This window comes from Chryseobacterium sp. StRB126, assembly GCF_000829375.1.
Taxonomy (GTDB): Bacteria; Bacteroidota; Bacteroidia; order Flavobacteriales; family Weeksellaceae; genus Chryseobacterium.
In genome coordinates this window covers 4,189,227-4,202,915 of the sequence record NZ_AP014624.1, presented here as the reverse complement: position 1 = coordinate 4,202,915, position 13,689 = coordinate 4,189,227, and the positions used below count along the sequence as shown (strand labels likewise).

General features: G+C 38.1%; 14 protein-coding genes. 12 read left to right on the top strand and 2 right to left on the bottom strand.

All coding sequences use genetic code 11. The features are described from left to right. Positions 1-5: 5 nt before the first annotated feature. Positions 6-215: a hypothetical protein gene (locus CHSO_RS18885; protein ID WP_045499467.1), complete on the bottom strand. Its 210-nt coding sequence runs from the start codon at positions 213-215 to the stop codon at positions 6-8. Positions 216-537: 322 nt separating this feature from the next. After that, positions 538-2,163 carry an L-glutamate gamma-semialdehyde dehydrogenase gene (gene pruA, locus CHSO_RS18880; protein WP_045499464.1) on the bottom strand — a complete coding sequence of 542 codons (1,626 nt, stop codon included), beginning with the start codon at positions 2,161-2,163 and terminating at the stop codon, positions 538-540. 410 nt (positions 2,164-2,573) lie between these two features. Between pruA and CHSO_RS18875 the strand changes: the two genes are divergently transcribed. The 12 genes from CHSO_RS18875 (at position 2,574) to CHSO_RS18820 (ending at position 13,594) form a co-directional block, all read left to right on the top strand. Next, positions 2,574-2,939 (top strand): hypothetical protein, encoded by a 366-nt coding sequence (locus CHSO_RS18875; RefSeq protein WP_045499461.1) that lies wholly within the window; start codon positions 2,574-2,576, stop codon positions 2,937-2,939. Between the two features lie 160 nt (positions 2,940-3,099). Beyond that, the gene (ureA, locus tag CHSO_RS18870; RefSeq protein ID WP_045499458.1) at positions 3,100-3,402 is read left to right on the top strand and encodes an urease subunit gamma; all 303 of its coding nucleotides are present in this window, start codon (positions 3,100-3,102) and stop codon (positions 3,400-3,402) included. 13 nt (positions 3,403-3,415) lie between these two features. Beyond that, complete coding sequence (ureB, locus tag CHSO_RS18865; protein ID WP_045499445.1) at positions 3,416-3,784, top strand: urease subunit beta; 369 nt, start codon at positions 3,416-3,418, stop codon at positions 3,782-3,784. A 1-nt stretch (position 3,785) separates the two neighbouring features. Further along, a complete protein-coding gene (ureC, locus tag CHSO_RS18860; RefSeq protein WP_045499442.1) occupies positions 3,786-5,507 on the top strand; it encodes an urease subunit alpha in 1,722 nt (573 codons plus the stop codon). Positions 5,508-5,727: 220 nt separating this feature from the next. Next, positions 5,728-6,378 (top strand): hypothetical protein, encoded by a 651-nt coding sequence (locus CHSO_RS18855; protein WP_045499439.1) that lies wholly within the window; start codon positions 5,728-5,730, stop codon positions 6,376-6,378. Continuing rightward, the gene (ureE, locus tag CHSO_RS18850; RefSeq protein ID WP_045499436.1) at positions 6,368-6,877 is read left to right on the top strand and encodes an urease accessory protein UreE; all 510 of its coding nucleotides are present in this window, start codon (positions 6,368-6,370) and stop codon (positions 6,875-6,877) included. Before CHSO_RS18855 ends, ureE begins: the two co-directional genes overlap by 11 nt. A gap of 4 nt (positions 6,878-6,881) precedes the next feature. After that, complete coding sequence (locus tag CHSO_RS18845; protein ID WP_045502962.1) at positions 6,882-7,571, top strand: urease accessory protein UreF; 690 nt, start codon at positions 6,882-6,884, stop codon at positions 7,569-7,571. A gap of 150 nt (positions 7,572-7,721) precedes the next feature. Next, positions 7,722-8,360 carry an urease accessory protein UreG gene (gene ureG / locus CHSO_RS18840; RefSeq protein WP_045499433.1) on the top strand — a complete coding sequence of 213 codons (639 nt, stop codon included), beginning with the start codon at positions 7,722-7,724 and terminating at the stop codon, positions 8,358-8,360. Beyond that, entirely contained in the window at positions 8,361-9,149 is a 789-nt protein-coding gene (locus CHSO_RS18835) for an urease accessory protein UreD (protein WP_045499430.1), read from the top strand. Between the two features lie 245 nt (positions 9,150-9,394). Further along, positions 9,395-10,096: a membrane protein gene (locus CHSO_RS18830; RefSeq protein ID WP_045499427.1), complete on the top strand. Its 702-nt coding sequence runs from the start codon at positions 9,395-9,397 to the stop codon at positions 10,094-10,096. Positions 10,097-10,266: 170 nt separating this feature from the next. Beyond that, complete coding sequence (locus CHSO_RS18825; protein WP_045499424.1) at positions 10,267-11,154, top strand: urea transporter; 888 nt, start codon at positions 10,267-10,269, stop codon at positions 11,152-11,154. Positions 11,155-11,350: 196 nt separating this feature from the next. Next, on the top strand, positions 11,351-13,594 hold the full coding sequence (locus tag CHSO_RS18820) for a TonB-dependent receptor (RefSeq protein WP_045499422.1): 2,244 nt from the start codon (positions 11,351-11,353) through the stop codon (positions 13,592-13,594). Positions 13,595-13,689: the final 95 nt, after the last annotated feature.

Genomic DNA, 13,689 nt, shown 5'->3' with positions numbered 1-13,689 from the left:
TAATATTATTTGGCAGGAGATGTTGCCATAGAATCCTTTTTCACCTTAATGGTATCCGGATTCATCATTTTTGTAGTCATTGTATCTTTGGTAATGGGGGATGCAGCCTTTGCATTAGCTGAATCACTATTACTTGTAGACATAGATGACTCCTTGGTTCCACAGCTCACTGCAAAAAATCCTATGCCGATGGCTGTTAGCAATAACTTTTTCATACAATTTTATTTTGGGGTGTACAGATGAAAAAACAACTATTATTCCTAACAAGGGTAGGGAAGTCGTAAAATATAGGTAAAGTTTGTTAAAAGATGTTAGGTAAGGTAGAGTGGGAGGGTTTGAGAGTATTAGAGTATTAGAGTATTAGAGTATTAGAGTGGGCGCAAACTAAAGTTCTTTTTATGACTATAATTAACCTTAAACCTTATCATTTATCATCAATCACTTATCATTCATAAAAAAGCCCCGAAACCGAAATTCCGAGGCTATATTGAAAGAAAAGGCAACCATTACTGATTACCTATTACTCATTATTGATGATTATCCTAAGTATGGATATTTGTAGTCTTTTGGAGAAACAAAAGTTTCTTTCACACTTCTTACGGACGTCCATCTAAGAAGATTCATTTTAGAACCAGCTTTATCGTTAGTTCCTGAAGCTCTACCACCACCAAAAGGCTGTTGTCCTACCACGGCACCTGTTGGCTTGTCGTTGATATAGAAGTTACCCGATGCATTTTCTAAAGCTTTATAAGCCTCAGCGATTGCATAACGATCTTGAGAGAATACAGAACCTGTTAATGAATAAGGAGAAGAAGAATCAACTATTTTAAGAGTTTCTTTCCAGTCCTGATCTTCATAAACAAATACAGATAAGATTGGTCCGAAGATCTCTTCTACCATACTTTCGTATTGAGGGTTTGTAGTTTCAATTACAGTTGGGTGTACGAACCATCCTTTAGAATCATCACAAGTACCACCAATTGCTACAGTAGCTTCAGAAGATTCGTTGGCTCTTGTAATGTATCCTTTACATTTTTCGAAAGAATTTTTGTCGATTACAGCATTTACGAAGTTAGAGGTATCCTCTGGAGAACCAATCTTGATGGTAGCCATCTGAGCTTCCATTACTTTTTTCACATCAGCCCAAAGAGATTTAGGAACATACGCTCTTGAAGCCGCAGAACATTTTTGTCCTTGGTATTCGAAAGCACCTCTTACTAAAGCAGTAGCTACTGCTTCTACATTCGCAGAAGGGTGAGCAATAACAAAATCCTTACCTCCCGTTTCTCCAACGATTCTTGGATAGGTTCTATAGTTGTGGATGTTATCACCGATCATTTTCCACATTCCCTGGAATACTTTTGTAGAACCAGTAAAGTGAAGACCTGCAAAATCTTTGTGAGCCAATACCTTCTCAGCAGTTTCTTTACCATCTGTAAAGATCATGTTGATAACCCCAGCAGGAAGACCAGCCTCAATTAATACATCCATGATTACTTTTGCAGAATAAACCTGCTTATCAGAAGGCTTCCATACTACAACGTTTCCTAGCATTGCCATACAAGTAGGAAGGTTTCCTGAAATTGCTGTAAAGTTGAATGGAGTTACTGCAAAGCAGAATCCTTCTAATGGTCTGTACTCTACACGGTTCCAGATTCCGTTGTCAGAAATCGGTTGCTCAGAATACATTTCTGTCATGAACTCTACGTTGAATCTTAAGAAGTCAATGAACTCACAAGCAGAGTCAATTTCAGCTTGGTGTACGTTTTTAGACTGTCCGATCATTGTAGCCGCATTAATTACATCTCTGTAAGGACCTGCCAATAGATCAGCTGCCTTTAAGAAAATCGCTGCACGTTGTTCCCAACCTAGTTCATTCCATGCTTGTTTAGCTGCCAATGCCGCGTTGATAGCGTCATCCACATGCTGCATACCACCTTGGTAATAAAATCCGAAGTCGTGAGCATGATCCTGAGGAGACTGAAGCTGAACTTTCGTATCGGTTTTTACTTCCTTTCCATTGATAATCATTGGAATTTCTATCTTCTCAGCCCACATTTTTTTATAAGTGTCGATAAGGCTTTTAACTTCCGGAGATCCCGGTTCATAAGAATTTACCGGTTCATTTACCGCTAATGGTACTTGCGAAATTGCTTTTGACATATTACGTTTTATTATTTTTATTAAATTAAATAAGTATGTGTATACAAATTTACGATAATTATAAGGAAAGAAAAAAATCTCATCTGTTTTTATGAAATAAACCTAATTACCCGATAATTGTTAATATATACCATTTTTTAAGCGTTATTTTTAAAAAATATTTAATGTATTTATTCAATCCTTTATATAGAAGGAAAATAGGTAATGATTTGTTGTAATTATAAGAATGGGGACAATAAAATGTTTGTCATAGTTTGTTGTCTATGTTTAAGTGTTGTAAATGAGAGATTTATAGATGAATGTTAAATTTGTATAAAATTGTGTTTGTTGCGATTTTGAACATTTTAAATAATCTTTTTGATAGCCTGTTTTTTAATATTGCTCTAATTTTACACCATTATTAATCAGGTATGAAAAAAAGAGTCATATTTTTCTCTTTTGTATTGTTTTTCTCAGCTTTATGTGCAGGTCTTTTAGCACATAAAGGGAAGACTCAACCGTACTCTGATCTTTTATCGAAAATTCATCTTCTTCAACAGAAATCGGATCAGCAGACCCAGCCTGAAATCTATAGTTTTTCAGATGCGCAGGATATACAGGATTCCAATGACTGGGAGAAAGTAAAATTTGATTATTCAGTACTTGCGCAGCAGTGGTTACATTATTTCTTTGCAGGGTATACGTATAATACCCGGGTTGCGGCTGTTCAAAACCGAATTTATATTATAGCACCAAGGTACATTCTGTATCATGCCCTGCAGATAGCGGGTTGCTAATCTTGTTTTTACAATTTGAATGATTCAGTATGGTTTGTGTTTTTATAATACAGATCCGTAAGTATCATTTCCCCTTTTTACATTTTTTTGAACATTTCTATTTGCCTTTTTCAGAAAGGTGAACAGGATATTGTTTGTCCAATTTTAAATAAAAAATATTATGCACTTAACACCGAGAGAAACGGAGAAGCTTATGCTATTTCTGGCAGGCGAACTCGCTCTAAAAAGAAAGGCTAGAGGCCTTAAATTAAACTATCCAGAATCTATAGCATTAATCAGTCATTTTTTGCTTGAAGGAGCAAGAGACGGGAAAAAAGTAGCTGAACTGATGCAGGAAGGCGCTAATCTTTTGACCAAAGATGATGTGATGCCCGGCGTGGCAGAAATGATCCACGATGTTCAGATTGAAGCTACATTCCCTGATGGAACCAAGCTGGTAACCGTACACAATCCAATCCGTTAATCCCTATTTTATCATGATACCAGGAGAAATTTTTGTAAAAGAAGGCACTATTATCTGTAACGAAGGCAGAGAAACTGTCAAAATAAAAGTGACCAACACAGGAGACCGTCCTATTCAGGTAGGTTCACACTTCCACTTTTTCGAAGTTAATAAGGCAATGAGTTTTGACCGTGAAAAAGCTTTCGGAAAGAGACTGAATATTGTAGCAAGTACTGCAGTGCGCTTCGAACCGGGAGAAGAAAAAGAAGTAGAGTTGGTAGAAATAGGAGGAACCAAAAAAGCAATGGGCTTCAATAACCTTGTTGATGGACAGGTAGATTCTGAAGATCAGAAAAAAGCAAGCCTTGCAAAAGTTGAAGAATTAAACTTTAAAAATTACTAAAATGAGCTTACCCATAGACAGAAAGCAATACGCCAATATATTAGGACCTACAGCCGGAGATAAAATCAGACTGGGAGACACTGAAATTATTATTGAAATCGAAAAAGATTTCACCTATTACGGAGACGAAGCTGTTTTCGGAGGTGGAAAAACCGTACGTGACGGGATGGGTCAGAACGTAACTGCCAAAAGAGACGAAGGCGTTCTTGACCTTTGTATCACTGGAGCCGTAATCATCGATCACTGGGGAATTGTAAAAGGAGATATCGGGATTAAAGACGGTAAAATCGTAGGAATCGGAAAAGCAGGTAACCCAGACACAATGGATGGTGTAAGTCCTAACATGATTATTGGTGCTTCTACTGAAGTTCACGGTGGAAAAGGATACATCGTAACTGCCGGAGGGATTGATACCCATATTCACTACATCTGTCCACAGCAGATTGAAACCTCATTATACAGTGGAATTACTACTATGATTGGAGGCGGTACAGGTCCTAATGACGGAACAAATGCTACAACGGTAACTCCAGGGAAATTCAATATGCAGAAGATGCTTGAAGCAGCAGAAGAATATCCAATGAACTTAGGGTTCTTCGGAAAAGGAAACTGTTCAGCAGAAGAGCCTATCGAAGAGCAGGTAGAAGCCGGTGCGTTAGGAGTGAAAATTCATGAAGACTGGGGAGCAACGCCTGCAACCATTGATGCCGCTTTAAAAGTAGCAGATAAATATGATGTTCAGGTGGCTATCCATACCGATACCCTAAATGAAGGAGGTTTCTTAGAAGACACCATGAGAGCGATCAATGGAAGAGTGATTCACACATTCCACACGGAAGGAGCAGGTGGAGGCCACGCACCGGATATCATCAAAGCAGCAATGTATCCCAATGTATTGCCGGCTTCTACCAACCCAACACGTCCTTACACCATCAATACAATCGATGAGCATTTAGATATGTTGATGGTGTGTCACCATTTAAGCAAAAACATCCCTGAAGACGTTGCATTCGCAGATTCGCGTATCCGCCCAGAAACCATTGCGGCAGAAGATATCCTTCATGATATGGGCGTTTTCAGTATCATGAGTTCGGACTCTCAGGCCATGGGTAGACCGGGAGAAGTGATCACAAGAACCTGGCAGACAGCAAGTAAAATGAAGGAGCAAAGAGGGGATTTAGCGGAAGATAAGGATAGCGGAAACGATAACTACCGTGCCAAAAGATATGTAGCTAAATACACCATTAACCCGGCCATTGCCCACGGTATTTCAGAATACGTTGGATCTCTTGAAGAAGGGAAATTGGCGGATTTGGTGATCTGGAAACCAGCATTATTCGGAGTGAAGCCTGAAATGATCGTAAAAGGAGGATTCGTTATCGCAGCTAAAATGGGAGACCCGAATGCTTCTATTCCAACACCACAGCCCATTATCTACAGAAATATGTTTGGAGCTCACGGAAAAGCTAAGTATGGTATTTGTGCAAATTTTGTTTCTCAAATTTCTATTGATAATGGAACAATAGCTTCTTACGGCTTAGAAAAAATGATTCTTCCGGTGAAAAACTGTAGAAATATTTCTAAAAAAGACCTTATCCATAATGATAAGATCCCTTTAATTGAAGTGAATCCTGAAAACTATAAGGTAACGGTAGATGGTGAATACATCACTTGTGAACCGGCAGAAAAACTTCCTTTAACACAGTTGTATTACTTGTTCTAAGGTAAATCTTAAAGGAGAGTGTCTGGAAACTAAAACTATTTGGCTTTTGTCATTCTGAACACAGACTGAAGGTCTGCGAACGAAGTTCTGAAATGTAGTGAAGAATCTCAATGGGATTATCAAGGAGATCCTTCCTTCGTCAGAATGACATTTTCAGACACTCTCTTTATTTAAAGCTTATCCCAATAGAATGTAAAACAATTATAGAACAAAGTTTAGAATGAAATATTTAAATAAAACAGTTTTTTCTCTTGCTGTAGCCGGAATCTCTTTGTTTTCAGGCAATGTAAGTGCTCAGTTTTTAGGAGGGCACAGGCTGAAGAGCGATGAAGACGGACCGAAAGGGCAATTTATGGTGTATGGTTCATTGGATTACTCAAAGGTTACTACACCAACAAACAGTAGCAGTACCATTTCCAGTGCACCATTAGGAGTAGGATATTTTATCAATAATAATGATCTTATTGGAGTTAATTATGCTTACTCTCAAAACTCTGTGAATCATAATGTTGTATACAAGCAGAATGAGGCCGGAATTTGGTATAGCCCATCATTAATGCTTGGAAAGTACTTTGTCCTGATCGGGCAGATCGATGCTCATTATGTTTGGGGGCAGCAGCAGGCAACAACGGCTGATGCCATGCAGAATTTTAATGGGTTCCGTCTTCGTGCTTATCCTTTGATCGGAATTTTATTAGGAGGAGGCTGGGCTCTGAAATTCAAGTTTGCAGAACTTTCAATGCTTCAGACTAAAACAAAAGAAGAAGGCTGGACAAAAAGCTATGTAGCAGGAATCAGTGGTTCAACATTCGGGGTTGGTATTTCTAAAAACTTTGACTTCAGAAAAAAATCGGCTAAAAATGATCATTAATAAAACCATAGGCAATCTCAACGAAAATCCTACAGAAAAGAATATTGATTATCTGGATCTGGAATGGTTTGAAACTACGAAAAGAATCCAACGTAAAAGAACCAGAAACGGGGTAGATGTTGCCATCAAATTTCTAAAAGAAGGCCAACGTTTGCGCGAAGGAGATATTCTTTTTGAGGATGCAGAAAAAGTAATAGTAATCAATGTTCTGGAAACAGATGCGATTGTAATGGTTCCCGGATCTTTATTGGAAATGGGAACAGTATGCTACGAAATCGGAAATAAACATATTCCGCTTTTTATTCAGGATAATAAAGTACTGCTTCCTTTTGAAATGCCCATGTTCAGATGGCTGGAAGCAAGTGGCTTTAAACCGGAAAAACAATCCGTAAAACTGCTTAATCTCCTAAAATCCAATGTAGAACCTCACGGACATGGAAGTCTTGGTTCCACAATTTTTACCAAAATCTTAAAAATGGCTGCTCCAAAAGATGAATAATACTATGAACATCAATTTTTTATCAGGGCTTCTTCACCTTGCAGATCCCACTCTTCCCATCGGTGGTTATACCCACTCCAATGGGCTTGAAACTTATGTACAGGAAAGGATTGTTCATAATGCAGAGACAGCCAAAGAGTTTGTGCAAAACATGCTTCAGTACAACCTTAAATTCAATGACGGAGCATTTGCGAAACTGGCTTATGAAGCAGCTGAAAAAGGAGATTTAAAGACTCTTTTGAATCTTGACAATGAATGTAATGCCATAAAATGTCCTAAGGAAATCCGTCAGGCCAGCCAGAAATTAGGATTAAGGCTGATTAAAATCTTCAAAAGAAGAGAAAATTTTCCGTTGATGGAAGCATTTGAAAAAGCCATTCAAAACAAGGAGGCAAATTCTCATTACTGTATTGTATTTGGAGTCTATGCTTATTTAATGAGCATTCCTTTATACGAAGCATTATTGGGATTTTATTATACCTCAGTTGCCGGAATGATTACCAATGCTGTAAAGCTGGTACCACTGGGGCAACTGGATGGACAAGACATTCTATTTGCCTTGTATCCGGTTATGGAAAAAACAGTTGGGGAAACCATAGAACTGGACCGAGATATGGTAGGACTTTGTAATACAGCCTTTGACATCCGATGTATGCAGCATGAAAGATTGTATTCAAGACTTTATATGTCATAAAAGGCTAAAGAGATAAAAGGGTAAATAATCAGAATGCAAATATCCTTTGCTGAGTGAAATGCCCTTGCGATCTTAAAAAATCCTCAATCAATCAAAAATCTTAGCGCTCTTGGCGTTAAAACAACAACAAACAAAGTGAAATTTAACAAAATGGAAAACAGAAAATATATAAAAGTAGGAGTAGCAGGCCCTGTAGGATCAGGTAAAACCGCATTATTAGAACGTTTAAGCAGAAAGTTATTCGGGAAATATGATCTTGGAGTTATTACCAATGATATTTATACGAAAGAAGATGCTGAGTTTATGGCTAAAAACAGTCTTCTTCCTCACGACAGAATTATCGGAGTAGAAACAGGAGGCTGTCCTCACACAGCCATTCGTGAAGATGCCAGTATGAACTTGGAAGCTGTAGATGAACTGGCAGCACGTTTCCCTGAAATTGAATTAGTTCTTATTGAAAGTGGAGGTGATAACCTTTCTGCAACCTTCAGCCCGGACCTAGCCGATGTTACCATCTTCATTATTGACGTTGCAGAAGGAGAAAAAATTCCTAGAAAAGGTGGGCCTGGTATTACAAGATCAGATTTACTAATCATCAACAAAATTGACCTTGCCCCTTATGTAGGAGCCAGCCTTGAAGTAATGGAGAATGATGCCAGAAGAATGAGAAAAGGAAATCCTTTTGTTTTCACCAATCTTAAAACAGATGAAGGACTGGATAAAGTGATCGGATGGATTAAAAAATACGCTCTTTTAGAAGAAATTGAAGAACCGAACCTAGTAAGATAAATGGACAGTCGTTTAAAAATTATCGCAGGATTTAAAGGCGGAGAATCATATGTGAAGGATCTTTACGTTTCACTGCCTTTCAGAGTGGTTTCTGTAGGGCAGAGAAAAAGTGATAAGAAACTGTATCAGATGGTGATGAGCTCCTCTCCGGGAATCTTGGATGGAGACCATTATCATTTGGATGTAGCCCTAGAAAAAGGATCTTCTCTTCAACTGCAATCACAGTCATATCAGAGGCTTTTCAATATGAAAGATAAGGCTGTTCAGGAACTGAATGTAACCATGGAGGATGAAACCTCTTTTGCCTACGTTCCTCACCCAATTGTTCCGCATGAAGATTCTAACTTTAAAAGTAAAGCGAATGTTCATATCGGAAAAAACAGCCAGATCATCATCAGTGAAATTATTACCTGCGGAAGAAAGCATTATGGAGAGGTTTTCAAGCTGAGACGTTTCCAGAATCTTATGGAAATCTATCACAATAATAAGTTGGTAGTAAAAGACAATGTGGTGATCCAGCCTGACCTGATCCCGATTAGCAGTATCGGTAATCTGGAACAGTATACCCACCAGGGAACGCTGATCTTTTACAGTACAAAAGAAAATGTAGATAAAAATAGCTTAGTTGAAGAGATTGTTGAAGCTGCAGCTCAGCATATTGAAGAGATGGAAGTAGGGGTGTCTGCTATGGAAGATAATGGTTTTGTAGTAAGAGCTTTAGGACATGGTGGAGAATTGATGTACAATTTCTTTCTTCATGTTCAGGAGATTCTTTGGTCACTAAAGTAAAAAAGGAAAAGCTAAAGCCTTGTCAAGGTTTAAAACCTTGACAAGGCTGGGACGAACACTTTCAGTCGTTTGCTGATTGAGCCGATTAAGCAGGTTCTCTTGCCGAATTTATACTCAATCATCAGCGTAATCTACAAAATCTGCGAGAATAATATTCAATAGAAGCGGGCTTTAGCCCGCGCAAATAAAAAGAAACCTTCCACTGGCTTTAGCCAAAACTTAAAAAAAGGAATTAAAAATAGAAAATGGATAGTACAGTTTGGGCATTACTCTTAAGTGCCGTTTCAATAAGTTTTATACATACCGCCTCAGGGCCGGATCATTATCTGCCCTTCATTGTGATTTCAAAATCTAAAAAATGGAGCGGAATGAAAACCGCAATATTAACAGTCGTTTGCGGTCTTGGGCATGTTCTGAGTTCTCTCATCCTTGGTTTTATTGGTGTGTTTCTAGGCTGGCAGCTGAATAAAATTTCTTGGTTTCAGGATATCAGAGGTAATTTCTCTGGATGGGCATTACTGATCTTTGGTGGAGTTTATCTGGTTTATGGTCTTATTCAGGCGATCAGAAATAAGCCTCACAAACATTTTGATGTGATGGGCGATGATGTTTATGTATATGAACACAATCACAGTGAAGTGGTAATGCCTCAAACAAGAATAAAAGTAACCCCACTCGTCCTTTTTATGATCTTTGTAATGGGACCGAGTGAACCATTAATTCCTTTATTATTCTATTCAGGAGTAAAACATTCTATGTCTGAAATTGCTGTTCTGGTAACGTCATTCACTGTTACTACTGTTTTAACAATGCTGGGAATGGTTCTTTTGGGACGTTACGGCTATTCAACTTTATTCAATACTGAAAAACTGGAAAGATACATGGGGGTAGTGAGCGGTGCTGTCGTGACAGTATGCGGAGTTGGAATGGTCTTCCTGGGATGGTAAACAAGGTACGGGTTGCGGGTTTTGGGGGTTGCGAGTGGAACTATTTAAGGTTATCATCGTTTCACTGATGATTGGTATTTCATTATTCAATAGCGAAACAAAATTGAACATTGACATTCAAAAATCTGCATCTCCAACCTAACTACAATCATTAATATAATAAAAAAACTATGAACGAATTTTTCAAAAAACTACCTTTTTTAGATAATATTTTAAAAGGAATAGGGCAGATTATGCTGCAGGAAAACAGATGGACCGGGCTTTTGTTTTTGATAGGAATCTTTATGGGAAGTTGGCAGTGCGGTGTAGCAGTTTTGCTTTCAACGGCAGCCGGAACCTTTACAGCCATGAAGCTTAAATATGATCAATCTGAAATCAATGCCGGATTATATGGCTTTAGTGCCGCATTGGTAGGGGTAGCATTAGCTTTTCTGTTTGATACAACCTTATTGATTTGGACCCTTATCATTTTAGGCGGAGCATTGGCCGCTGTTATTCAGCATTTCTTTATTCAAAAGAAAATTCCGGTGTTTACCTTTCCTTTCATTATCATTACATGGATATTGGTGTTTGCATTACACCATTTTACCCATATTCCACCATCTGTAATGCTGAGTGCTGAGGTGGTTCCTTCAAAATATGATGATTTCCTTACCTGTACCAATGGTTTTGGTGAAGTTATATTTCAGGGTGGAGTAATTTCAGGGATGATTTTCTTCGTTGCTGTTTTTATCAGTTCACCAATAGCAGCTTTATATGGATTGGTCGCCTCTATTCTTGGTGCCGGATTATCGCAGTTCAATGGAGAACCAATCAAAGAAATTCATATGGGATTATTTGGATTCAATGCTGTTCTTTCAGCTATTGTATTTTCAGGAGTTAAAAAAACAGATGGTTTATGGGTGCTGATCGCGGTTCTTTTAACAATAGCTATTGATGATCTTTTAATCGATAACCACTGTCTGGATGCAGTAGGTGGAGTCTTCACTTTCCCGTTTGTAGCCGGAACGTGGATCACTCTTTTAATTCAAAAGATATTTCTTAAAGCTAAAGAATAGGCTTGGGTTTGAGAATTCTAGAGTTTTTGGGGGGAGAGTAGAGAGAGCAAATGTTTAATGTTTAAAGTTCAAGGTTGTTATTTATTCACTGACAATTCACCAATGACTTGCGAAGCGAAATTGACTATTCATTTTCAAGACTAAAAACTTCCTGTCTCTTATCTCTCATCTAATTTCTAATATAACAAAACAAAAAATGAAAATAACTAAAATAGCAGCTGCTTTTCTTGTCATGGCATTTAGTGGAAAAATGATGGCGCAGGAAACGGAAAAACAGATGTTAATCAAAGATGCCGATGATCAATTTCCAATTGCAGATGTATTGGTAAAATATGGCCACGGAAATAGCCATACTCACACAGGAACAGACGGTACTTTTGCAATTCCTGTCTCATCACTCCCAGATACATTGGTTATCAGTCGTCAGGGCTATGATGAGGCAAAATGGGTTGTTACCAATGAGGGCGATAAAAATAAAGTTGTTTTTTTACAGCATAAACCTTTCCAGATATCAGAAGTCGCCATTAATCACAGTTCTTTTTTATCAGCCATTACTAAAGTGGATCTGAATAAATTCCCTGTTAATTCAGCACAGGATTTATTGAGAAAAGTACCGGGACTGTTTATTGCACAACACGCCGGAGGCGGAAAGGCTGAACAATTATTTTTAAGAGGGTTTGATGCCGATCATGGAACAGATGTAAGCGTGAATGTAGACGGAATGCCTGTGAATATTGTATCTCATGCTCATGGACAGGGATATTCCGATCTTCACTTCGTAATTCCTGAAACGGTAAACAATATCGATTTTGGAAAAGGAGCCTATTATATGGACCGTGGAGACTTCAATACTGCTGGATATGTTGATTTTCAAACCTATAATGGATTGAAAAATAGTATGATTAAACTTGAAGGCGGATCATTCAACTCCAAAAGAATATTGGGAATGTTCAATATTCTGCATGATGATCTGGGAAGAAAAAATGCTTATATCGCTGCTGAATACAATTATACCGACGGACCTTTTGATGTAAAACAGAACTTCAACAGGGTCAATATTTTCGGGAAATACAACCAATGGCTTACCGATAATGACTACTTCAATATTCAGTTCTCAACATTCAATTCCTCGTGGAATGCTTCGGGACAGATTCCGGAACGTGCGGTTGATGAAGGAATCATCGGCAGATGGGGAAGTGTAGATCCTACGGAAGGCGGTAAAACTTCCAGAACTAATTTACAGATGAATTTTAAGCATATTATTTCACCGTCTGAACAAATTGATGCGATGGCTTTTTATTCAAAATATAACTTCAATCTGTATTCTGATTTTACATTTTATTTAAAAGACAAAGATAAAGGAGATGAAATTCAGCAGACTGACGGAAGAAATATCTATGGTGCAGAAGTAAAATATACTAAAAGTTTTTCTTTGCCTAACAGTTCATTAAACTGGGTTTCAGGAATCGGTCTAAGAAATGATGATATCAATACTTTACAATTGAACCATGTTTATCATAGAGATATGTTGCTTGACAAACTTTCTGATGTAAATGGAACAGAAACGAATCTTCATGCCTATTCAGGTTTGGTATGGAAAACCGGAAAGTGGACCATCAACCCGGCAGTAAGAGTAGATCACTTTATCTTTAATATGCATAATCTGCTGGATCCTGAATTACCTGCCGGACAATCAAAAGAAGCAACCAGAGTGAGTCCTAAACTGAATTTCTCCTATGCTCAGAGCGATAATGTAATGTGGTTTCTGAAAACGGGAATGGGGTTTCATTCCAATGATATGAGGGTAGTGGTTACCAATAAAAACGAAAATACTCTTCCTTATTCCATTGGGGCAGATTTCGGAGTAAGATTACATCCATTCAAATCATTGATTATTACACCAACTGTATGGTATATGGATCTTCAGCAGGAATTTGTATATGTAGGAGATGATGCTGTAGTAGAGCCATCCGGAAAATCAAGACGTTTTGGAGCTGATCTGGGAATCCGTTTTCAGCCATTGGAAAACTTCTATCTGAATGCAGATATCAATTATTCTCATGCCAGATTTATAGAAGAAGAAAAAGGACAGGATTATATCCCATTAGCACCGGTAGTTACCAGTACAGGATCTGTAAATTGGGACTTTCTAAATGGCTTTTCTTTAGGACTACAATACCGTTATCTTGGAGAAAGGCCAGCAGTTGAAAACAACAGTATCAAGACGAAGGCTTACTTCGTTAATGATCTGGTATTGTCTTACAACCGTCAGAAATGGGGCGCTAATATTCAGATCAACAACCTGTTCAATGTAAAATGGAATGAAGCCCAGTTTGCCACAGAAACCCAGTTGAAAGGAGAAGCAGAGCCTATTACAGATCTCACCTACACACCGGGAAGTCCGTTTGGAGTAAGAGTGGGAGTGTACTATAAGTTTTAGAGTGAGAAGGCTTTAGAGTCGGAGAATTTGAGAGTTTTAGAGTTGGAGCATAAAGTCATTTTCAAATGAACTCATTCTCAAATTTTCAAATTCTT